We start from the raw sequence: 21,942 nt of genomic DNA, 5'->3' as shown, positions 1-21,942 counted from the left end.
TTTTAATTATATAATATTTTTGGTAAATATTTCTGTTGCTAATTTAGGTTGTGTGCAAAAACCTATCAATAATTTCTTGATCTAAGAAGCTATAAGTTATAAATTACAACCAAATAATATAAATATAAATTACCATGGATGAAATGAATAAAATTAATTATGCTGAAGCGTTAGAATATCATAGCAAAGATAAGCCGGGGAAAATTGCTATTTCTCCGACAAAACCTTTAGTTACGCAGCAAGATTTGTCTCTAGCTTATTCCCCGGGCGTGGCTGCTCCTTGTCTTGAGATTGCTAAAAATATCGATGATATTTATAAATATACCGCTAGGGGTAACATGGTTGCCGTAATATCTAACGGCACTGCAGTTTTGGGGCTAGGTAATTTAGGGGCTGCCGCTTCAAAACCGGTAATGGAAGGGAAGGCAGTTTTATTTAAGAATTTTGCTGATATTGACGCTATAGATTTAGAGATTAATACGGAAGATCCTGAGGAATTTATTAATGCGGTAAAATATCTTAATTATAGTTTCGGGGGTATTAACCTTGAAGATATTAAAGCCCCTGAATGTTTTATAATTGAAGAAAAGTTAAAAAGCTGCATGGATATACCGGTATTTCATGACGATCAGCACGGTACGGCAATTATTATTGCTGCAGGGCTTATGAATGCCTCATATCTTACTAACCGCTCGTTTAGTGATCTTAAAATTGTCGTAAACGGCGCAGGAGCGGCAGCGATTGCCTGTATTGAGTTGTTAATAGCTCTAGGAGCGGATAAGTCAAATATAATTTTATGCGATACGAAGGGAGTAATATATAAAGGTCGTGCTAGCGGCACGAATAAGTGGAAAGAGATATATGCGCAAGAGACAAATTTACGTACTCTTTCGGAGGCTATGGAATCGGCTAACGTATTTTTAGGGTTATCTTCTAAAGGTGCGGTATCAAAAGAAATGGTAGCAAAAATGGCTAAAAACCCGATTATTTTTGCCATGGCTAACCCCGATCCGGAAATTACGCCTGAAGAAATAAAACTAGTTCGAGATGATGCAATTATTGCAACCGGTCGCTCGGATTATAATAACCAAATAAATAACGTTATGGGATTTCCGTATATCTTTCGCGGAGCCTTGGACGTCCGAGCTAGAACTATTAATCAAGAAATGAAAATAGCGGCCGCCCGTGCAATAGCCGAACTTGCTAGAAAGCCTGTACCGGAAGAAGTATATAAAGCTTATTTCGGGCGTAAAATGGTTTTCGGAGCTGATTACATCATTCCCGTGCCTTTTGATCCAAGATTAATTACCACTATTCCCCTCGCTGTTGCCAAAGCTGCCATAGATAGCAAAGTCGCTAAAATCCTTGATTTTAATATTAGCAAGTACAAAAAAGAATTAGAAAGTAGATTAAACCCTACTTCTAATTATATGAGCTTACTCTCTGAAAAAATACATAATGCATCTATTAAAAGAATCGTGTTTGCCGAAGGTGAAGAAGAGGAAGTAATTATGGCGGCTATTATGATGCGTAACGATAAACTAGGTTATCCTATTATAGTAGGACGTCGTGAAAAAATAGAAGCTACTTTAAAAAAAATAGGTCATGATACTAATTTAGACGGCATAGAAATAATGAATGCGTCTATCAATGAGAATCTTGATAAATATATTGATTATTTATATGAAAGGTTGCAACGGAAAGGGTATCTCTACCGAGATTGTGCAAAACTTGTCAAAACAGATAAAAATATTTTCGCAAGCTGTATGGTAGCGTGCAAAGATGCCGATGCGGTTCTAACAGGGATTACCAAGAGTTATGCAGATAGCCTTGAAGATATAATGAAGGTAATCCCGGTAAAACGGAAGCGTAGAATTTTAGGCTATTCTATTATGATCGCTAAGGAACAGAACATAATTATTGCCGATAATAGTATCACTGAATTTCCAAATAGCTGGGAGCTTGCTCAGATTGCCGTGCAGACCGCAGAAATTGCTAAAAATATGGGCATGATACCGCGGGTTGCACTTCTTTCATTCTCCAATTTCGGTAATGCTACCAAAGAAAAAACCGCTCGTATTCGTGAAGCGGTAAAAATATTAGATAGTTTGCGGGAAGATGAGGAGTCGGAACTCAATAATATGAAGTTAGATTTTGAATATGACGGTGAAATGTCGGTAAATGTAGCTCTGAACTCTAATTTACGTAAATTATATAAATTTTGTCGGTTATCGGGACCGGCTAATGTGCTAATTATGCCCGGTTTAAATTCCGCCGCTATCTCTACCGAATTATTACAGGAATTTTCTTCTAATGCCTTTATCGGTCCGATAATTAACGGTTTTGAATATCCTGTTCAAATCTTACAAACCGGTGCTACTGCTAATGATATATTAAAAATTGCAACTTTTGCTTGTATTGAAGCAGCTTTTAGTAGTTAATTAGCGTTGCCCGCATGGCTCTAAAAAAGTGTCGTATGTCATTCTAGCTAAAGGCCATAACTGTCCGAAGTTACATAAAGAAGTAGAAAGAAATATAGATTTTTACTGTATTTAATGGCTATATATAGTAAAAATTCTTAATATTGATGCTCAAAAATACTATTTTTAACCTTAATTTTTTTAACTTCGGACAGTTATGGCTAAAGGCGGGAATCCAGAAAGTTAATATGAGCAAATTAACATAGTAATTTATTATATAATTTTGCTTATTTTAAATATTTTCTGGATTCCCGCCTGCGCGGGAATGACATCGAAAATTCAAGCCATGCAACAAGGTATCCAGTCGCCAAGGTATCCAGTCGCTCGTAATGACGATTCCGGTAGCCGTGCAACAAGGCTTAGTTAATTTAATAAAATATATAAAGTATTTGAATTAAAATAACTTTATATGTATAAAGATATATATAAAGATTAAAATTAATTAACTTAAGAGGGAATATTATGCCTTTCTCTGAAAAAAATAAAAAAGAAATAATTAATTTTTTTAATAATCATTCTAAAGATGGTATAAAAAAAATTAAAGATTTATGTTTGCAGCAAAATAAAGATTTTGTAGAAGAAATCGCTAAGTTTTTTTGTGAAGAAAAAAGAAATTTAAATTTAGAATCGGTAGGAGATTACCTAGGAACCCGCGGAGAAGATAACCAAAAAATATTAAAAAGTTTTGTTAAACAATTTGATTTTAAAGAAAAGTTTTTTTTAGAAAGTTTGCGGGATTATTTAAAAACATTTAAGTTGCCGGGTGAAGCTCAAAAAATAGATAGATTAGTTGAAGCTTTCGGAAAAAAATATTGTGAACAAAACCCTGACGGGGAAATAAAAAGTAAAGATGCCGCATATATATTAGCGTTTCAAACAATCATGCTTAATACCGATCTGCATAGTTCTAGTATTGCCGCTTCTCGAAAAATGACTTTTGAAGAGTTGAAGAAAAATTTGCGCGGTACAAATGATAATAGAGATTTTAATGAAGAATTTTTAAAAAAATTATATAATAAAATAAAAGCAGAGCCGTTTGAATTAAATTTTACGGAAAATGCCGTCGGTTATGAGATAAACAATGTAAATTATCAGAATGATACGGTTTTTAAGAATTTAAATAATTTTCTTAAGAGTAACGATAATGATATAAAAAATATTTTTCCTAAGTTAAAAGATATTGATGGATTAAAAACTGAGCTAAATCAACCAAAATTTTGGTTAAATAAATTTACGGGTTACGAAGGAGAGATAAAAATCCAAGATATAAAAGGTGCGGAAGTTCAAATACAAATTTATGAGCCGAATATTTTCTCACAATGGTTGTTGGGGGGAAAATCTAAAGTTATAATACAACCTTTATGTGAGGAGGGAAAGCAACCGACACCGGAGGCTGTCAATTTAGCTGCTCAAATTGCTGCAAGTTTTGATACGGACGTAATCGGTATTAAAGCGACTTATGATTATTTAAAAGAAGACTTAGAAAAAGCTTATAAAATTTTGCGATTTCCTGATCAGGTAAAAACTCCTATTGTCAGCACTACCACACAGCTTCATAATTTGTTAAAAGAGACAACACGGAAGGTGCAAAAGGAAGAGCCGGAATTACAAAAAGTTAAAGATAAGCAGTTATCACCTGAAGCAAAATTTAATGATCTTGAAACAGCAGACTTAGGAGATAAATCATCAGATAATAAAATTAGCAAAGTAACCGAGAAGAAAGCACTTACTCTTGCAGAAGAACTTGCAACAAAATTTGCCGTTAGCAAGAAACAAGATGCTACTGTTAGGACTTCATCCTCTCAAGTAAAATCTTCTGAAGAGAAAATAAATAATCATGAAAAACGTTTAGAAGAGTTAAAACAAAAGCAAATAGTAGCGCAGAAATCAAAAAAAGTTGCTGAAGCCGAACTAAAAAAATTGAGAGCAAGCAAAGAAAAGGCTCCAAGTAAAGCAATAATAAATAATATTAACGAACGCATGAGAGAGATTAATAATAAAATTATACCGGAGGCTGAGGCTACGTTAAAAAGTTGTGAAAAAGAAATAAATACTATAAAGGATACTGCCAAAAGAGCAGAGCAGTTTAATAATAAAAACAGTAGTAATAAGGCTACAAAATCAGAACCGACAGCTGTAGAGAGACAGGCTCAAGGAGCTATGGCCGCGATAAAGCGTAAAAAAGAAGAGGTAGAGAAACAAAAACAGCAAATATCGGGAGTAGTAAGTAATGAACCGCGCCAACCTTCTAAATCGCTGCTATCACCTAGCGCTACTCCAATGCCTCCACCTCCGCCTCCTGTTGGATGGAAACCGCAACAACAATCAGTCGTAAATAAATCGGAAATTCCTATTAATATACAACAACAGGTGATTAAGGCCGGAGAGGTAATTAAGCAAGAACCTACTAAAAGCGGCGAGCAAAATGATCATAAACAAGAATTAGCGAACGCAATAAAAAAACATCAACTGAAAAAGGTTGATCATCGTTCTAGTTCTAGAAGAAGATAGATAGTGTGAGTGGCAATGCCCGCGTGGCTCGAATTTTCGATGTCATTCCCGCGCAGCATTGTTACGTGGATACCCAAACCGTCATGGCGAGGCGCCTCTTGGCGCCGTGGCCATCTAAGTATAAACATATTTTTATACTAAACTTGCCACCTATATAAATTTTTTGGTATTCTAATTAAATCCCTCATATATTCGGGATAGCCTGGATGGCCACAGCCACTACGCGGCTTCGCCATGACGGATTTTTATTAATTTTTGAGCCACGCGGGTAACGCCTCTTCGCAATAACAGAGTAGAATCGATCCACGTAATAACGCCTCTGCAGAAATGTAGCCGACGCAGTTTTTTTAAAAATACATTTAAATCAAAAGACTATATAAATATTTACTTTTCAATAAGCCCACAATTGTAAGCGAATGTTTGTACAAATACTTTTTGTTCGTCTTTATATTCATTAGCTAACTCATTTATTTTTTTTATAAAATCATTTTTATGTGATTCTTCCATTTTCTGCAATTCATAAGCTATGCTCTCCATCATTTGAATAGCAGAGTCGTCATTTATAATATCTTCATTAGAAAATTCTAAGAAAATAGCTATATCTAATATAATTTTTATTAAATGACTATTCATTTCCTAAATACCTCCTCAGCTTTGCACATATTCCCGCGCCATTTTAATCACTTCCGGGTAATTAACTTTACCGGTCGGGAATATCGGTATTTCTGGAACGTTAATAATAAATTTAGGCAAATGCATTGCTGAAACCATGACTTTGTCTATTATGTTTATAAAGCTTTCTTTAGTAATAATAGGGCTAGTGGTAAAAAGTAAAATCTGCTCGCCTTTTTTTTCGTCAGCTAAATAAATGACGGCATTTATACTGTTAGGATCTGAATCTATTCGTGTTGCTAATTCCTCTATAGCTGCCAGCGAAATCATCTCGCCGGCTATTTTGGCAAAGCGTTTAACTCTTCCGATGATAGTTATATAGCCTTCCGAATCGATTTTTACGATATCGCCCGTATCATACCAACCTTTTTCCTGTGACGCTACCGATTGAATAGTGCCGGGCTTATCTAGGTTTAAATAGCCAAGCATAATATTCGGTCCTTTGACGAATAAACGCCCGCCTTCTTTTATTCCTTCCACCGGTTTAATATTGTATTCGATTTTAGATAATAATCTTCCGACTGTCCCTTGTTTATTGTGCATAGGAGTGTTACAGGCGATAACCGGTGCGGTTTCGGTAATGCCGTATCCTTCAAAAATTCTGATGCCGTATTTATTAAGCCATAATTGTCTGGTTTTTTCTTGAAGTTTTTCTGCGCCAGCAAATATATAACGTACGGAATAAAAATCATAAGGATGAGCATAGCAGGCATAGCCGTTTAAAAACGTATCGGTACCGATTAAAATAGTCGCTCCGACATCATATATTGTTTCGGGTATAGCGCGGTAATGCAGCGGTGAAGGATAGAAAAATGATTTTATACCGTTAAGCGTCATAATAACCGTGCCGGTAAGACCGAAACAATGAAACATGGGCAGCGCAATAAAAGCTAAATCCTCAGGACTAAAATGTATTTTTGCGGATATTTGATATCTATTAGCTTGTAAATTTTGATGAGATAATGCTACGGCTTTAGGCGTGCCTTCAGTACCTGAAGTAAAGAGGATAACAGCCGCATCTTTGTCGCTCGGATTACTGCATAAGTGATTATAATAGCTTTGTGGAAAAAAACTACCGACATACGATTTTATTTTTAGCCATAAATCGATATCGTCTTTCACGTCTTCAAGGTAAATTATTTTTATATTAGCCTCAAGAAGCTTAGCTATTACTTCCTGTAAAGCGGCTTTTTCAATAAATTGTCGTGAGCTATAAATGGTTTTAACTGCAGCCGTTTTGCATGAGGCGACAATGGTACTTGCGCCGCCTACCCAGTTAATCATGGCGGGTATACGCTGACAAAATTGCGTAGCATAAAAAGTAATAATTGTTGTGGATATATTAGGCAGCATTAGCCCTACATGTTCATTTAAAGCAGTATTTTTTTTAATTAAATCGGCTAAAATAAAAGATTTAAATAATAACTGCCGATAAGTAGCTGAATTATTCTCGATATCGTCAATTATTTTTTTATTAAAACCGTGAATTTTAGCAGATTCAATAAGAGATTGAAATAAAGTATTCTTATAATCGGAGCTTTCAAACATCATATCGGCCATGATATCATACAGAGCTTGCCCGATATATTTACGTCTTTCTCTATTATCCATTATTTCTTGAGGTGAAAACTTTACCGGCGGTAAAACGGTAATAGTAATTTTGGGGAATATTTTTCTTTTTAATATATTTTTTAGTTTGGAGAAATGTGTAAATTGTGTTCCGTCTATTCTAACCGGTAAAATTACTGCGTCGGCTTTATCAGCAATCATGCCGGGACCTTCGTAAATTTTCATTAAAGAACCGGTCATGCTTATTCTTCCTTCAGGAAAAATAGCTATTTTCTTATCTTTTTGAATTTCTTTTATTAAAGTTTTTATAGCCATGGCGTTAGTCGGATCAACCGACAAAGTTTTTACCATTTTTAAGAAAGGCTTAATCCACCATACTTTTGCTATTTCAGTATTGATAGCAAAAGTCATTTGCTCCGGCAAGTAAGTTGCAAGTAGCGGCGGATCAAGATAAGAAATATGATTAGCTATAATTACGGCTCTTTTTCCGGCTTTATAAAAATTCTCGATTCCTTTAACTTCAACTTTATACATTAAGTCAAAAAATGCTTGAAAGATACTTTTTATCACGCTAAACGGAATAATCTTAATTTCCGGCATTAAACGATAAATATAAAAAGCAACACTTATATTAAGTAAGCTTACCACCAATATAACGAACGGAATTGAGAAATTTAAGTAAAATAATAATGATAATATTATAGTAGAGGCCGCCATAAAAATTGAATTGATTAAATTATTTACGGCTATAATGCGGCTGCGATGAGCGGGGCTTGTGAAATATTGCAATACCGCAAAAAGCGGTACGATATATAAGCCACCGATAGCTGCAATAAAAAATAAATCTATAACGATACGCCAATTATGCTTTTTCGATAAAAATACCAAAATGCTTTTTAGTTGTTCAGGTTCATAGTGAATTGCGCTTATTCTGCTGGCAAAAAACAGATCGATACCGAATATGCTAATTCCGAGTGCCGAAATAAAAACATATTTGGAAGTAATTTCATTTTCAAAAATCTTGCTACACCAAAATGATCCTGCTCCTACCCCAAGTGAAAAAATTGCTAAAAATAAATTAGCGACATTTTCATCGGCACCGAAAGTTTCTTTAGCAAGCAGAGGAATTTGAGCAATTATTGCAGCCCCGATAAACCAAAACCAGGAGATGCCGAGTATCGCTAAATATACTTGTTTCTTAGCTTTAGCATATTTTAGCATGTTTAAGCTTTCGCTTATGATATTAAAATTTATCTTAATACCCGGATTGGCATTATTTGATTTCGGTGTGAAAAAACTAGTAATAAATCCCAAAATAGCAACTATAACTAAGGCTAGGATAATGAAATTGCTGCTGATAGTATAATAACTACCTATTATAGTACCGATAAAAATACTAATAAAAGTTCCCGCTTCGACAAAACCGTTAGCACCTAGTAACTCATCTTTATTTAAATGATCCGGTAAAACGCTATATTTTATAGGACCGAAAAATGTTGAATGAATCCCCATAAAACAAATGGAGAAGAAAAGGATTAGCAGGCTATTATGAAGAAAGCCGTAAATAGCAACACCGATTATAGCAATTTCGCAGCTTTTAATAATTTTAACTAAAGTGGATCGTTCATATTTATCGGCAACTTGCCCGGCAATACTGGCAAATATTATAAAAGGTAATACGAAGATAGTATTTGCGGCTAACACCAGCATATTACTATATTCGCTTAAATGATTTGATAAGCCGTAAGTTATCAGAATAATAAGAGCGTTTTTTAATATATTATCATTAAGGCAACCGCAAAATTGTACTATAAAATTCGGTAAAAAACGCTTATCTTTAAAAAGATATAATTTATCTGATTCCATAATACTCATTTTAAAAATATGAGGTATATTATGCAATTTATCCCAGCATGTCAAATATATAGCTTCAAGCATTAAGGTCTATACACCAAATTTTGCAAGTCTCGCTTGTACTCACGTACTAGCTGACGGCTAGCGCAAGCTCGCTCTGAAATTTAATGTCTATACCTTAATGCTTTTTGCTATATACAGCTTCGATCTGTTTACATAGCTAGATTATTATGTTATTATAATCTAGCCGGTCTAGCTATAGAAGCTAGGCATTATTAGGAGGTTAGTATGAATAAATGGCAGTTACATGAAGCAAAAAATAAGTTGAGTAACATTATTGATACGGCAATGCACGGCAAACCGCAATGTATTACTAAAAGAGGATAAGATGCGGTAATAATCATAGGAATAAATGATTATGAAAAGCTTATAAAGCAAAAACTTAATTTTAGTGAATTCTTATTAAGCGGTCCAAAATTTGACGATTTAGAAATTGAGAGAGCAAGAGGTAAGGCTAGAGAGGTTGACTTATGAGATATTTGTTAGATACTAATATTATATCGGAATTACGTAAAAAAAATCCTGATATTAGAGTAATGAAATGGTTTTCAAATATTCATCATAGTCAGTTATATCCATGCAACAATGCTTAAATCTTCTTGAAATGACATAAAATTTGATGTATTCTATTTTTGTTAATACTATTTAAATAACACTAAAACTATTACAACATGATTGTATCCTTTACTTGCTCTGATACGGAAAAGTTATTTTATAACCAATCTGTAAAACGCTTTCACTCGATTATCCGTTCAGCACAAAGGAAGCTTAAATTATTAAATTCAGCTAGTAATATTAATGATTTGCGTTCTCCGCCAGGAAATAAACTTGAATCATTAAAAGGAGATAGAGCAGACCAGCATAGTATTCGTGTTAATGATCAATGGCGGATATGCTTTGTTTGGCATGATGGAAATGCTCATAATGTTGAAATTGTTGATTATCATTAAGGAGGTTATATGACTCAATTACTCGATCTTGTAATACCTGGCGAGGTGTTAGAAGAAGAATTTATGAAGCCTTTAAACATAAGTCAAAATCAGTTAGCTCGTGATATTGATGTACCACCTAGCCGTGTTCATGCAATAATACATGGTAGAAGATCGATTACTGCTGATATGGCTTTGCGATTAGGTAAATATTTCCAAACTTCAGCCCAATTGTGGATTAATCTACAATCACATTATGATTTAGAGCTTGCAGAACGTAACGAATGGCCATATATAAAGGATCGTATACGTATTATGCAAATATCTAAGGTTGCTAGTTGATTATTTTCTGGCAACAGCACACTAAATTTTGTAAGACTCGCTTGTGTTCACGTACCATCTAATATCGCTTGTTTTCTAGCTTTTGCTTCTGAATAGTCCGGATTTATCTCTAACGCCGTGTTATATGATTCGATAGCTAAATCATATTTGCCTAGTTCTTCTAATGTTATTGCTTTATTGAAATGTGCTTTGTCATCATTAGGATTTAGTTCTATTACTTTTTCATACATATCAAGTGCAAGTTGATATTTACCTAATTTATATAATGTAGCACCTTTATTAAGATATAATAAACTAGAGATTTCAGGATTTAATTCAAGTGCTTTATTTTGTGATTCAAGAGCAAGCTCATACTTGCCAAGCATTCCTAATGCAGCACCTTGATTGATATAAGCTTCAGAATTATTGGAATCCAATTCAACTGCCTTATTATATGCTTCAAAAGCTAAATTATATCTTCTTAATATATATAAAACCCTTCCTTTGTTTAAATAAATATCGATATCATTAGGTTCTAACTCAATTGCTTTATTATATGATTCAATGGCTAAATCATACTTCTCTATTTCTTCTAGTGTTTCACCTTTATTAAAATATATTTTAAAATCGTTCACATTTAACTTAATAGCTTTATCATAAAATTTGAGAGCTAAATCGTATTCACCTAATTCATGTAATGTTCTACCTTTATTAAGATATGCATTAGCATAATTAGGGTTTAACTCAATTGCTTTATCATATGCCTTAAGAGCTAAGTCGTATTTTTCCAAATAAAGTAATGTATTACCTTTGTTAAATTCTGCATTAGGGTAATTAGGATTTAGCTCAATTACTTTATTATATGACTCAAGAGCTAAATCATATTTCTCTAATTTTTCTAATGTTACACCTCGATTAAAATAGGCATCTGGGTCAATAGGTTCTAATTCAATTACTTTATTATATGATTCAATGGCTAAATCATATTTGCCTAGTTCTTCAAGTGTTATACCTTTTCCAAAATACGCATCGCTATAACTTGGGTTTAATTCTATCGCTTTATCATATGCTGCTAATTCCTTTTCATTTTCATTTAAGATAAACTGGGATTTATTATTAAAAAAAGGTAAATAATTGCGAAAATATAAAGCGGCGATAAGAATAATTAGTACGCCGATAGCTAAGTATTTGTATGGCATATAATTTTATTGATTGAATTAAGTTACAATTGTAATAACGTCCAGGCTATGCGCTTAAGGAGTAGGTATTTCATTTTTAACTTCTATCTTTTTTATGGAGGTAGCTTTTTGAGACTTTTTACGTCTTTGTAAATTTTCTTTTAACGCACTTGATAAATTATCAAATTTTGTTTTTGATTTTACGGGTTTTTCTGAATTTTCTTTTGTTATAGTCACTTGATATTACCGTTACTTAGTTATTGCCTTATAAACTAGGGTTTTAAAGCCGCAATAAAAATTTCTACTAGGCTTTTCACAATTTTATTATATAGTATACATCAATCATTAAACAGATAAAAGTACATATGAGTCAATTTAATATACATTCTTCTGAGTTACTTGATGAAAAGCGAAATATTGCGAGGCAAGGAGGCGGTGAAGAAAAAATTAACTTGCAACATAAAAAAAGTAAACTAACAAGTAGGGAACGAATAGAAATATTGTTAGACCCTAGTAGCTTTACCGAGACGGGTATGTATGTATCACATAGATGCGATAATTTCGGCATGAAAGATAAAAAATTTTTAGGTGACGGGGTAGTAACCGGTCACGGCACTATAAACGGTAGGTTAGTTTTTATTTATAGTCAGGATTTTACGGTGTTTGGCGGTTCGCTCGGTGAGCATCATGCTAAAAAAATCTGTAACATTCTCGATGCTGCTATAGCTAGCGGTGCGCCGGTTATCGGTATTAATGATTCAGGGGGCGCTAGAATTCAAGAAGGCGTAGACGCGCTTGCCGGTTACGGCGAAATATTTCAGCGAAATGTTTTGGCTTCGGGAGTTATTCCGCAAATTACTTTAATTATGGGGCCTTGCGCCGGCGGTGCCGTATATTCTCCGGCTTTAACCGATTTTATATTTATGGTTAAAAATACTTCTTATATGTTTGTCACCGGTCCTGACGTAGTTAAAACCGTTACCGGTGAAGAAGTAAGCCAAGAAAAACTCGGTGGTGCGCATATGCATACGACTAAAAGCGGTGTCGCCGATTTGGCATTTAAAAATGACGTGGAAGCTCTTTTAGAAGTCCGTAAATTCTTTAATTTCCTGCCTTTATCTAATCGTAGTCCTATGCCTGTGCGCTGTACAGTCGATCCGGCCGATAGGGTGGATATGTCTTTAAGTACCTTAATACCCGTTACCCCTAATAAACCTTATGATATGAAGGAATTAATAGAGCGTATTGTCGATGAAGGAGAATTTTTTGAATTACAGCCGGATTTTGCTAAAAATATTATTATCGGTTTTGGTTATATGGAAGGGTATCCGATCGGTTTTGTAGCTAATCAGCCGTTGCATTTAGCCGGATGCTTAGATATTAACGCCTCAAGAAAGGCGGCAAGATTTATCCGTTTTTGCGATGCTTTTAATATTCCAATCGTTAGTTTGGTCGACGTACCCGGCTTTTTACCCGGTACCGCTCAGGAGCATGACGGTATTATTAAGCACGGAGCTAAACTTTTATACGCTTATGCCGAGGCAACCGTTCCTAAAATTACCGTAATTACCCGCAAAGCTTACGGAGGAGCTTATATAGTTATGAATTCAAAGCATTTGCGAGGTGATATAAATTATGCGTGGTTTAATTCGGAAATTGCCGTTATGGGAGCCGAAGGAGCGGCAGAAATAATATTTAAAGAAGAATGTAAAGACCCGGAAGCAAAAAAGCAGAAAATCGCTGAATATAAAGATACGGTAACATCGCCGTTTGTTGCGGCTTCTAGGGGGTATTTAGACGATATTATAAAACCGCAAAATACTAGATGGCGGATATGTAAGGCGTTAAATTTCCTGCGTACTAAAAAAGTCGAATTACCTTGGAAAAAGCACGATAATTTGCCGCTTTAATGTTATTCCTGTGCAGGCGAGGGCGTTGTTACTCACCTCGTCATTGCGAGGAGGCACATCGTGCCGACGTGGCAATCTAGGGAAAATTAGCAAAGAATGCTATGAAAATCATTGTTTTCTGGATTGCCGCGCTCCTTTCAGTCGCTCGCAATGACGTTTAGGGTATCCACGCAACAATGCCTCCTCGCAATGACGATGCGGCATTTTATGCGAAAACGATATTAAAAAAACTAACAATACATAAATTATGACTAAACCATTATTTGATAAAGTTTTAATCGCTAATCGCGGTGAAATTGCCTTGAGAATAATCCGTACCCTAAGGAAAATGGGCATTAAATCAGTTGCGGTATATTCTGAAGCAGATACCAGCTCAATGCATGTGCAATATGCGGATGAGGCTTATTATATCGGTAATTCTCCGGCAACAGAAAGTTATTTATCCACCAAGAATATTATCTCGGCTATTCGTGAGAGCGGGGCGGGTGCCGTGCATCCCGGCTACGGATTTTTGTCCGAAAATCCGAATTTTGCTAATATTTTAAAGAGGGAAGGCGTTACTTTAATCGGCCCGAGTGCTACGGCTATTAAAAAAATGGGCGATAAAATTGAGGCAAAAAAAATTGCGATTGAAGCAGGAGTTAGTACCGTTCCGGGTTATATGGGAACAATCAGTAATGTTAAGCAAGCAATCGATATTGCCAATGAAATAGGTTTCCCCGTAATAGTTAAAGCGACTGCCGGCGGCGGCGGGCGCGGTATGAGAGTAGTAAAAGATCAAGAAGAAATGGCTAGTGCTTTTGAATCGGCTAAGCTTGAAGCGGTAAATAGTTTTAGCGACGGTAGATTATTTATTGAAAAATTAATCCAATCGCCTAGGCATATTGAAATTCAATTACTTGCCGATCAGCACGGCAATAACGTTTGTTTAGGGGAGCGGGAATGCTCTATCCAGCGTCATCATCAAAAAGTAATTGAAGAAGCTCCGAGTTCCTTTATTACCGAAGAGATCAGGCAACAAATGTACAGCCAAGTAATATCTTTAGCCAAAAAGGTCGGATATTATTCAGCCGGTACTGTTGAGTTTATAGTAGATAGCGAGAAAAATTTTTACTTTTTAGAGATGAATACTAGGTTGCAGGTAGAGCATCCCGTTACCGAGCTGATTACCGGCATAGACATAGTTGCAGAGATGATAAAAATTGCCGCCGGCGAGAAACTTTCATTTTCTCAAGAGGATGTGCAGTTAAAAGGTTGGGCGTTTGAATCACGAATTTGCGCAGAAAATCCAAGTCGAGGATTTCTCTCATCTAGCGGTAGGATTACCGCCTATTCTGAACCTGCGAAAAATTCTAATATTCGCATAGATACCGGTATCGGACTCGGCGGTGAGGTAAGCATGTTTTATGACTCGATGATTGCAAAATTATGCACTTACGGCGAGACTAGAGAGCAGGCAATCGAAGTTATGAGATCGGCTTTAAGCTCATATATAATTAACGGTATTTCTCACAATATAAGTTTTTTAGAAGCGGTAATGTTACATCCGCGTTTTGTCAGCGGTGATATTAATACTGCCTTTATAGAAGAAGAATATCCGGACGGCTTTTCAGGTGCCAGCTTAACTTCTGAAGTTACCGGCGTATTTGTTGCCACCGCTATTTTTATTTATATTTCGGAACAAAAACGTGCTTCGTCAATTTCCGGCAATATTAATAACCAAAGTAATAAAATCGGTACTAGATGGGTAGTATCAATTGACGATAAATTATTTCCGGTGTTAATTACGCCGGTTGAAAACGGTTATAATATACGCCATGAGAGTGATCGGTTATATATTCGTAGTAGTTGGCATTTAGGTAGTGATCTTTTTTCATGCTTAGTTAACGGTAAAAAAGCTAATGTTAGAATTGAAAATATACCGACCGGCTATATTTTATCGCATGCTGGTATTAGCGTAAAAGCCTTTGTCCGTTCCCCGCGTATATCGGAGCTTGAGGCATTAATGATTGCAAAAATCGTTAAAGAAGAAAGCTCGGAACTACAAGCTCCTCTAACGGGACAAATTGCCGCAATTAAAGTAAAAGAAGGTGAAGAAGTAATAGCAGGGCAGGAAATCATGATACTAACCGCTATGAAAATGGAAAATATAATTCTAGCAGAAAGAGACGGAAAAATAGCCAAAGTTTTCGTTAATGAAAAAGATCATGTATTAAGAGGGCAGACGTTGCTGGAGTTTGGTTGAAGAGGGAAAAGTCATCCTGAACTTGTTTCAGGATATTAGCATTATTACTCAGAATGTCATGCTGAACTTGTTTCAGCATCTCTTGCAAATATCCTGCAACAAGTGGCTTTGTTGCATAGATGCCTAAACGTCATTGCGAGCCGCTGCAAGCGGCGTGGCAATCCAGAAAATAATAATTTTCATAGCATTTTTTGCTGTTTTTTTTCCTAGATTGCCGCGTCGCTACGCTCCTCGCAATGACGATTTTTGTAATGATTTCGAGCCATGCAACAACGCCGAAACAAGTTCAGGATGACTTTAATTTTACTAAGTTCTTGCCGCATCCAGAGACAACACTCATAGTAATTAATCATTATGCCAAATTATTTTAAACCGCTATTACAAAAATATCTTCATAGTCAGTATCTTCACAGTAGAACAATAATTTTTATTTTAATGATCGTTGCGACTATTTTAGCTTGTGCTACTTATTACGTAATGTCGGTAGAGTCAAGAAAAGGCGGGCTAGACCCTAGTAAAGTTATAGGATTTATATTAGTCGATTTAGTAATTTTTTTAATTTTAGGTATATTACTCGCTCGCAAATTCTTTCAAAGCTTTTTTACTAAGGGCGACGATCAAAATGTTTCTAAATTACAAAACCGCATTATTATTGCTTTTAGTTTGGTTGCTACCGTTCCGACTATTATTGTTTCGGTGTTTTCCGCTTATTTCTTTAATTTCGGTATTCAAGTTTGGTTTGATAAAAAAATTTCGGCCGTTTTAGATCAATCCATAATAGTCGCCGAATCTTATATTGACGAACATAAATTACAGCTAAAAGAAACCGTTTTATCCGTTGCCGAGGATTTAAGCGATATGTATTACGACTTGGTACATAATCCCGCTTTATTTACCAAAACGCTAAATACCGAAGCCGAGATGCGCTCACTAGATGAAGCAATAGTTTTGAATAAATCTACCAACACTATTATTGCGAATACTTTTTTAAGCTTTTCATTATCCTTTGCAACTATACCGGCGCATTTAATAAAAAAAGCGGATTTAGGTGAGATAGTGGAAGTAAAGTCCGATCCTACTAAAATCCGTATGCTGATTAAGCTCAAAGAATATAATGACGTATATTTATTAGTCGGCAGGTTGGTTGATAATAAAATTATTGATCATATCGATAAAACTAACGGTGCGGCAGGAGAGTATTATCGTCTTAAAAATCAAGTTTCCGGCATGCAAATTAAATTTTCGATAATTTTTATTTTCATTGCCTTATTGCTTTTGTTAGTGGCGATAAGTTTCGGCGTGATGTTTACCGCTAAAATAGTAAATCCTATAAAAAAATTAGTTAATGCCACGGATAAAGTAAAAGACGGTGATTTAACTATTCAAGTTTCTGAAGATGAAGTCGACAAAGATGAAATAGGCGCGCTCTATTCGGCATTTAATAGAATGATTAAACAGCTTAGCCGTCAACAAAGAGATTTAGTTATTGCCCAGCGCGCGCTTGCCTGGTCGGATGTTGCAAAGAAAGTAGCGCATGAAATTAAAAATCCGTTAACTCCTATTTTACTTGCTTCGGAAAGATTGCTTAAAAAATTTAGTAATGACGTAAAAGACAAGGTAGAATTTGAGAATTATTTGTACATGATTATCCGTCATACTAACGATATAAAAAAGATTGTTTCCGAATTTGTGCTTTTTGCGAGGCTCCCCGCTCCTAGTTTTGCTCATTGCGATTTAGTCTTGCTTATAAAAGAAATAGTCAAATCGCGTAAATTAATAAATGACAAAATATCATATGTTTTTAATAGTGATGTTAATTCGATTGATTTTGTCTGTGATGCTACGCAAATAAATCAAATAATGATTAACTTGTTAAAAAATGCTGAAGAATCCATAGAGTCTACAAAAAATGCAACAAAAGGTAATATTTCGGTTGCTATAGCATCTTCATCTTCGATAGTTACTATATCCATGATAGACAACGGCAAAGGCTTCCCGCCGGAGCTAATCGGTAGAGCGGCGGAAGCTTACGTAACTACTCGGAATAAAGGTATGGGGGTAGGGCTTGCTATCGTTAAGAAAATAGCCCAAGAACATTGCGCTACCTTAGATATAGCTAACAGCAAACAAGGCGGGGCAGTAATTAATATAGAATTTAATACCGAAGAACTAAAGAGCAAAATTAAACGTTTGGAAGTGTAGTGTTTTCGTGAATAACTAAATCGTCGGCTCCCGGAATCGTCATGGCGAGGCGCCTCTTGGCGCCGTGGCCATCCAGTTTTTGTCATGCTGAACTTGTTTCAGCATCTTTTTTGTAGATACTGAAATAAATTCAGGACGACTATTATTTTCCTAGATGGCCACAGCCACTTCGTGGCTTCGCCATGACGGATTTTTATTAATTTCTCAAACCATGCAACAACACCTACGACTTTCCGCAATGACGATTTAAAATAAAATAAAAAAAATAGAAATAATTTAAAAAATGTAGTTGACAAGGGGCGATATCTTGCTTATAACTACTCCTACGAAGGCGATGGCTTACAAAGGTTTCGCAGCTGTTTTAAAAGTAAATAATTAGATATAGATAGTGACAGCGAAATGTACATATCACTTTAAGTGATTAATTAAACCTGTCAATTTTTTGAAGTAAAAATAGACAGAATCAAACTTGAGAGTTTGATCCTGGCTCAGAACGAACGCTATCGGTATGCTTAACACATGCAAGTCGAACGAGTTAATTAGGGCTTGCTCTAATTAATTAGTGGCAGACGGGTGAGTAACACGTGGGAATCTGCCCATCAGTACGGAATAACTTTTAGAAATAAAAGCTAATACCGTATATTCTCTACGGAGGAAAGATTTATCGCTGATGGATGAGCCCGCGTCAGATTAGGTAGTTGGTGGGGTAATGGCCTACCAAGCCTACGATCTGTAGCTGGTCTGAGAGGATGATCAGCCACACTGGGACTGAGACACGGCCCAGACTCCTACGGGAGGCAGCAGTGGGGAATATTGGACAATGGGCGAAAGCCTGATCCAGCAATACCGAGTGAGTGACGAAGGCCTTAGGGTTGTAAAGCTCTTTTAGCAGGGAAGATAATGACGTTACCTGCAGAAAAAGCCCCGGCTAACTCCGTGCCAGCAGCCGCGGTAAGACGGAGGGGGCTAGCGTTGTTCGGAATTACTGGGCGTAAAGAGTGCGTAGGTGGTTTAGTAAGTTGGAAGTGAAAGCCCGGGGCTTAACCTCGGAATAGCTTTCAAAACTACTAATCTAGAGTGTAGTAGGGGATGATGGAATTCCTAGTGTAGAGGTGAAATTCTTAGATATTAGGAGGAACACCGGTGGCGAAGGCGGTCATCTGGGCTACAACTGACACTGATGCACGAAAGCGTGGGGAGCAAACAGGATTAGATACCCTGGTAGTCCACGCCGTAAACGATGAGTGCTAGATATCGGAGGAATTTCTTTCGGTTTCGTAGCTAACGCATTAAGCACTCCGCCTGGGGAGTACGGTCGCAAGATTAAAACTCAAAGGAATTGACGGGGGCTCGCACAAGCGGTGGAGCATGCGGTTTAATTCGATGTTACGCGAAAAACCTTACCAACCCTTGACATGGTGGTCGCGGATCGCAGAGATGCTTTCCTTCAGTTCGGCTGGACCACACACAGGTGTTGCATGGCTGTCGTCAGCTCGTGTCGTGAGATGTTGGGTTAAGTCCCGCAACGAGCGCAACCCTCATTCTTATTTGCCAGCGGTAACGGCCGGGAACTATAAGAAAACTGCCGGTGATAAGCCGGAGGAAGGTGGGGACGACGTCAAGTCATCATGGCCCTTATGGGTTGGGCTACACGCGTGCTACAATGGTGTTTACAGAGGGAAGCAATACGGCGACGTGGAGCAAATCCCTAAAAGACATCTCAGTTCGGATTGTTCTCTGCAACTCGAGAGCATGAAGTTGGAATCGCTAGTAATCGCGGATCAGCATGCCGCGGTGAATACGTTCTCGGGCCTTGTACACACTGCCCGTCACGCCATGGGAGTTGGTTCTACCTGAAGGTGGTGAGCTAACGCAAGAGGCAGCCAACCACGGTAAAATTAGCGACTGGGGTGAAGTCGTAACAAGGTAGCCGTAGGGGAACCTGCGGCTGGATTACCTCCTTTAAAGACTAACTTAGTATATTGCTTACTTTGGTAAGGAATATACTACAAAAAATATACTCAAAGTATTTTTAAAATTGGCTAGGAGACAAATGATGAGTATGAGGAGCGTATTTAGATACGTAACGAAGTACGAATTCATGCAGACGACGACGTCCAATTTTAATAAAGACGAAGAGTATATCAAAGTCCGATTTTTGCTGTCACTATCTTTAACTAATTATTTACGATTTAAAAAATCTATTACCCCTCTTTCTTATCTTCAGTTCCTTTATAGAATTATCTAGTTAAATCCACAATAAAAGATAGTTTATAGTTATGCGTATAATATAAACGCAGCACACAAGCGAATTCTATAAAATTTAGTGTCAATAATTTAATGGTTAAAGCGGCGTTGTTGCATGGATCGATTTTACCTCGTCATTGCGAGGAGGCATTGTTGCGTGGATACTTCTAACGGATGTCATCCCGTGATTTATGAACTAGAGCCAGTTAAAAATCTAAAACAATTACCATTGTAAGTTGTTTTTCTGGATACCGTGGTCAAGCCCACTAGTGTACCGAACGTTTAAATAAAGAGGTAAAAATTCTGTCATTCCGTGGCTACGACCACTTCAGTCCAGCTTATAATATCATAAAAAGATTCTAAAATAAGTCTAATATGGCTTTATTTTCCTGGATGCCGTGATCAAGTCACGGCATGACACAGCCTTTTTTCAACGTTCGTACAGTAGTGGGTCAAGCCACGGTATGACACTGAATGCGTTTTTTGAGCCACGCAACAATGCCCGCTCGCCATGACGGGTTTTTATTAATTTTCGAGCCACGCAACAACGCTTCGCATTCTTTACAATATTCCGTTACTATACCTTTTGAATATCTCTTTTTTTCCTCTCTGTCATTCTTTGTTTTGCCATGCCTATATCTTATATTTATTATTTTTTAGTTAAAAAATAATAAATGGTTTAAATAATCAATTATATCTTTAAGATAATATTATAAAATTAAAACATTAAGGATAAATATATGAATTATTTAGGTTACGGTGGCGTATCCTTTGGAACGGTATTAGCAATAATTGTATCGTATAATGCAAACAAATCAATATTATGGGCAATAATTCACGGTTTTTGCGGTTGGTTTTATATTTTATATTATGCATTATTTAAGCAGTAATTGTTATAGTAGATTGAATTGAATTGGCTGACGATGTTACTTGCGGCTACCTATGGCATTGTTGCGTGGATGCCTAAATCGTCATTGCGAGCGACTAAAAGGAGCGCGGCAATCTTATGAAGCTAGCTAGATTGCTTCGCTTCGCTCGCAATGACGGTGTTTTTATGATTTAGTTGTATGCTACCCAATTGAATTTTTTATTTGAATTACAACAATTATTTATTGAAAAACGATAAATAATTATTGACAAGCAAGTTATCTCGTAATATATTTCTATTTAAGAATTATACAAGGTATATATATGAATAAAATTCAGAAAGTAAGTTATTACGTTTCCTGGCTTCTTAACTCCTTAATTATTGTGGTTCCAAGTTTTTTACTATTAAGTTGGATTTTTATAGATTCAGAAATCATGAAAAATTTAACTAATAGAGGTATTGTTGCAATTTCTTATTCTTATGACGGAGTTTATACTAATTTTAGTTTAATAAAATGGACGATATTCTCAAAATTTCTAGGGTTTATTGCTTATTTTTTTGGAGTATTACCTTTATTATTTAATTTATATTACCTAAAAAAGATTTTTATAAATTATTCGGTAGGTGAAATATTTAATGTTTTAAATGCCAAATATTACAATAATATTGCTTGGATATTTTTCTTAAGTGCTGTTTTGATAAAGCCTCTAAGTGATATGTTACTGACTTTTGCGGTGACTATGTCTAATCCTGTCGGGCAACGTTATATTGCTCTGTATTTTGGAACGCCAAATTTACAAGATATATTTTTTGGAATATTAATTATTGTTATTTCGTGGGTAATGCTTGAGGCAAGCAAAATACAAACCGAATATAAATTCACTATTTAAAAAAAT

The 21,942-nt window shown here is 36.0% G+C and carries 20 protein-coding genes, 1 rRNA gene and 1 pseudogene; 14 read left to right on the top strand and 8 right to left on the bottom strand.

Annotated elements, in window-relative coordinates:
• Positions 1-134: 134 nt before the first annotated feature.
• Positions 135-2,441, top strand: coding sequence for an NADP-dependent malic enzyme (locus AAGD64_RS08115; RefSeq protein WP_341793045.1), 2,307 nt, complete (start codon positions 135-137; stop codon positions 2,439-2,441).
• Between the two features lie 266 nt (positions 2,442-2,707).
• On the opposite strand, the gene AAGD64_RS08110 is transcribed toward AAGD64_RS08115, so the two are convergent.
• The gene (locus AAGD64_RS08110) at positions 2,708-2,833 is read right to left on the bottom strand and encodes a hypothetical protein (protein WP_341793044.1); all 126 of its coding nucleotides are present in this window, start codon (positions 2,831-2,833) and stop codon (positions 2,708-2,710) included.
• Positions 2,834-2,942: 109 nt separating this feature from the next.
• Between AAGD64_RS08110 and ralF the strand changes: the two genes are divergently transcribed.
• Entirely contained in the window at positions 2,943-4,991 is a 2,049-nt protein-coding gene (ralF, locus tag AAGD64_RS08105; protein ID WP_341793043.1) for a T4SS guanine nucleotide exchange effector RalF, read from the top strand.
• Here the strand turns inward: ralF and AAGD64_RS08100 are convergent.
• The 4 genes from AAGD64_RS08100 to AAGD64_RS08085 form a co-directional block, all read right to left on the bottom strand.
• A complete protein-coding gene (locus tag AAGD64_RS08100) occupies positions 4,964-5,119 on the bottom strand; it encodes a hypothetical protein (RefSeq protein WP_341793042.1) in 156 nt (51 codons plus the stop codon). The genes ralF and AAGD64_RS08100 overlap by 28 nt on opposite strands.
• 56 nt (positions 5,120-5,175) lie before the next feature.
• Positions 5,176-5,298, bottom strand: a complete 123-nt coding sequence (locus tag AAGD64_RS08095; protein ID WP_341793041.1) for a hypothetical protein — start codon at positions 5,296-5,298, stop codon at positions 5,176-5,178.
• Positions 5,299-5,375: 77 nt separating this feature from the next.
• Positions 5,376-5,624 (bottom strand): hypothetical protein, encoded by a 249-nt coding sequence (locus tag AAGD64_RS08090; protein ID WP_341793040.1) that lies wholly within the window; start codon positions 5,622-5,624, stop codon positions 5,376-5,378.
• 15 nt (positions 5,625-5,639) lie between these two features.
• Complete coding sequence (locus AAGD64_RS08085; protein WP_341794183.1) at positions 5,640-9,098, bottom strand: acyl-[ACP]--phospholipid O-acyltransferase; 3,459 nt, start codon at positions 9,096-9,098, stop codon at positions 5,640-5,642.
• Positions 9,099-9,374: 276 nt separating this feature from the next.
• Here AAGD64_RS08085 and AAGD64_RS08080 point away from each other — a divergent pair.
• The 4 genes and pseudogenes from AAGD64_RS08080 to AAGD64_RS08065 all read left to right on the top strand — a co-directional run bounded on the left by AAGD64_RS08080 (position 9,375) and on the right by AAGD64_RS08065 (position 10,417).
• A pseudogene (locus tag AAGD64_RS08080) lies at positions 9,375-9,620 on the top strand (type II toxin-antitoxin system Phd/YefM family antitoxin).
• Positions 9,617-9,739 (top strand): hypothetical protein, encoded by a 123-nt coding sequence (locus AAGD64_RS08075; protein WP_301282643.1) that lies wholly within the window; start codon positions 9,617-9,619, stop codon positions 9,737-9,739. The pseudogene AAGD64_RS08080 and the gene AAGD64_RS08075 overlap by 4 nt, the downstream one beginning before the upstream one ends.
• 78 nt (positions 9,740-9,817) lie before the next feature.
• A complete protein-coding gene (locus AAGD64_RS08070) occupies positions 9,818-10,096 on the top strand; it encodes a type II toxin-antitoxin system RelE/ParE family toxin (protein WP_341793039.1) in 279 nt (92 codons plus the stop codon).
• Between the two features lie 9 nt (positions 10,097-10,105).
• On the top strand, positions 10,106-10,417 hold the full coding sequence (locus AAGD64_RS08065; protein WP_341793038.1) for a HigA family addiction module antitoxin: 312 nt from the start codon (positions 10,106-10,108) through the stop codon (positions 10,415-10,417).
• A gap of 47 nt (positions 10,418-10,464) precedes the next feature.
• On the opposite strand, the gene AAGD64_RS08060 is transcribed toward AAGD64_RS08065, so the two are convergent.
• Positions 10,465-11,595, bottom strand: a complete 1,131-nt coding sequence (locus tag AAGD64_RS08060) for a tetratricopeptide repeat protein (protein ID WP_341793037.1) — start codon at positions 11,593-11,595, stop codon at positions 10,465-10,467.
• Positions 11,596-11,649: 54 nt separating this feature from the next.
• A complete protein-coding gene (locus tag AAGD64_RS08055; RefSeq protein WP_253308523.1) occupies positions 11,650-11,811 on the bottom strand; it encodes a hypothetical protein in 162 nt (53 codons plus the stop codon).
• Between the two features lie 128 nt (positions 11,812-11,939).
• On the opposite strand from AAGD64_RS08055, the gene AAGD64_RS08050 reads away from it, so the two are divergent.
• The gene (locus tag AAGD64_RS08050) at positions 11,940-13,484 is read left to right on the top strand and encodes an acyl-CoA carboxylase subunit beta (protein ID WP_341793036.1); all 1,545 of its coding nucleotides are present in this window, start codon (positions 11,940-11,942) and stop codon (positions 13,482-13,484) included.
• A gap of 108 nt (positions 13,485-13,592) precedes the next feature.
• Here the strand turns inward: AAGD64_RS08050 and AAGD64_RS08045 are convergent, their stop codons facing one another.
• Positions 13,593-13,721, bottom strand: coding sequence for a hypothetical protein (locus AAGD64_RS08045; protein ID WP_341793035.1), 129 nt, complete (start codon positions 13,719-13,721; stop codon positions 13,593-13,595).
• Between the two features lie 10 nt (positions 13,722-13,731).
• Here AAGD64_RS08045 and AAGD64_RS08040 point away from each other — a divergent pair, with 10 nt between their 5' ends.
• The 7 genes from AAGD64_RS08040 to AAGD64_RS08010 all read left to right on the top strand — a co-directional run bounded on the left by AAGD64_RS08040 (position 13,732) and on the right by AAGD64_RS08010 (position 21,936).
• The gene (locus tag AAGD64_RS08040) at positions 13,732-15,729 is read left to right on the top strand and encodes an acetyl/propionyl/methylcrotonyl-CoA carboxylase subunit alpha (protein WP_341793034.1); all 1,998 of its coding nucleotides are present in this window, start codon (positions 13,732-13,734) and stop codon (positions 15,727-15,729) included.
• On the top strand, positions 15,722-15,856 hold the full coding sequence (locus AAGD64_RS08035) for a hypothetical protein (protein WP_341793033.1): 135 nt from the start codon (positions 15,722-15,724) through the stop codon (positions 15,854-15,856). Before AAGD64_RS08040 ends, AAGD64_RS08035 begins: the two co-directional genes overlap by 8 nt.
• 6 nt (positions 15,857-15,862) lie before the next feature.
• On the top strand, positions 15,863-16,024 hold the full coding sequence (locus AAGD64_RS08030) for a hypothetical protein (protein WP_341793032.1): 162 nt from the start codon (positions 15,863-15,865) through the stop codon (positions 16,022-16,024).
• Between the two features lie 59 nt (positions 16,025-16,083).
• The gene (locus AAGD64_RS08025) at positions 16,084-17,931 is read left to right on the top strand and encodes a sensor histidine kinase NtrY-like (protein ID WP_253308526.1); all 1,848 of its coding nucleotides are present in this window, start codon (positions 16,084-16,086) and stop codon (positions 17,929-17,931) included.
• Between the two features lie 465 nt (positions 17,932-18,396).
• Positions 18,397-19,895: ribosomal RNA gene (locus AAGD64_RS08020) — 16S ribosomal RNA — on the top strand.
• A gap of 781 nt (positions 19,896-20,676) precedes the next feature.
• Positions 20,677-20,838 (top strand): hypothetical protein, encoded by a 162-nt coding sequence (locus tag AAGD64_RS08015; RefSeq protein WP_341793031.1) that lies wholly within the window; start codon positions 20,677-20,679, stop codon positions 20,836-20,838.
• A gap of 531 nt (positions 20,839-21,369) precedes the next feature.
• Positions 21,370-21,936, top strand: a complete 567-nt coding sequence (locus tag AAGD64_RS08010; RefSeq protein ID WP_341793030.1) for a DUF2975 domain-containing protein — start codon at positions 21,370-21,372, stop codon at positions 21,934-21,936.
• The last annotated feature ends 6 nt before the right edge of the window (positions 21,937-21,942 follow it).

Origin of the sequence: Rickettsia endosymbiont of Ceutorhynchus obstrictus, assembly GCF_964026565.1 — a bacterium.
GTDB lineage: Bacteria > Pseudomonadota > Alphaproteobacteria > Rickettsiales > Rickettsiaceae > Rickettsia.
Note: the sequence above shows the minus strand (reverse complement) of the source record. Positions and strands in the feature narration are given on the sequence as shown.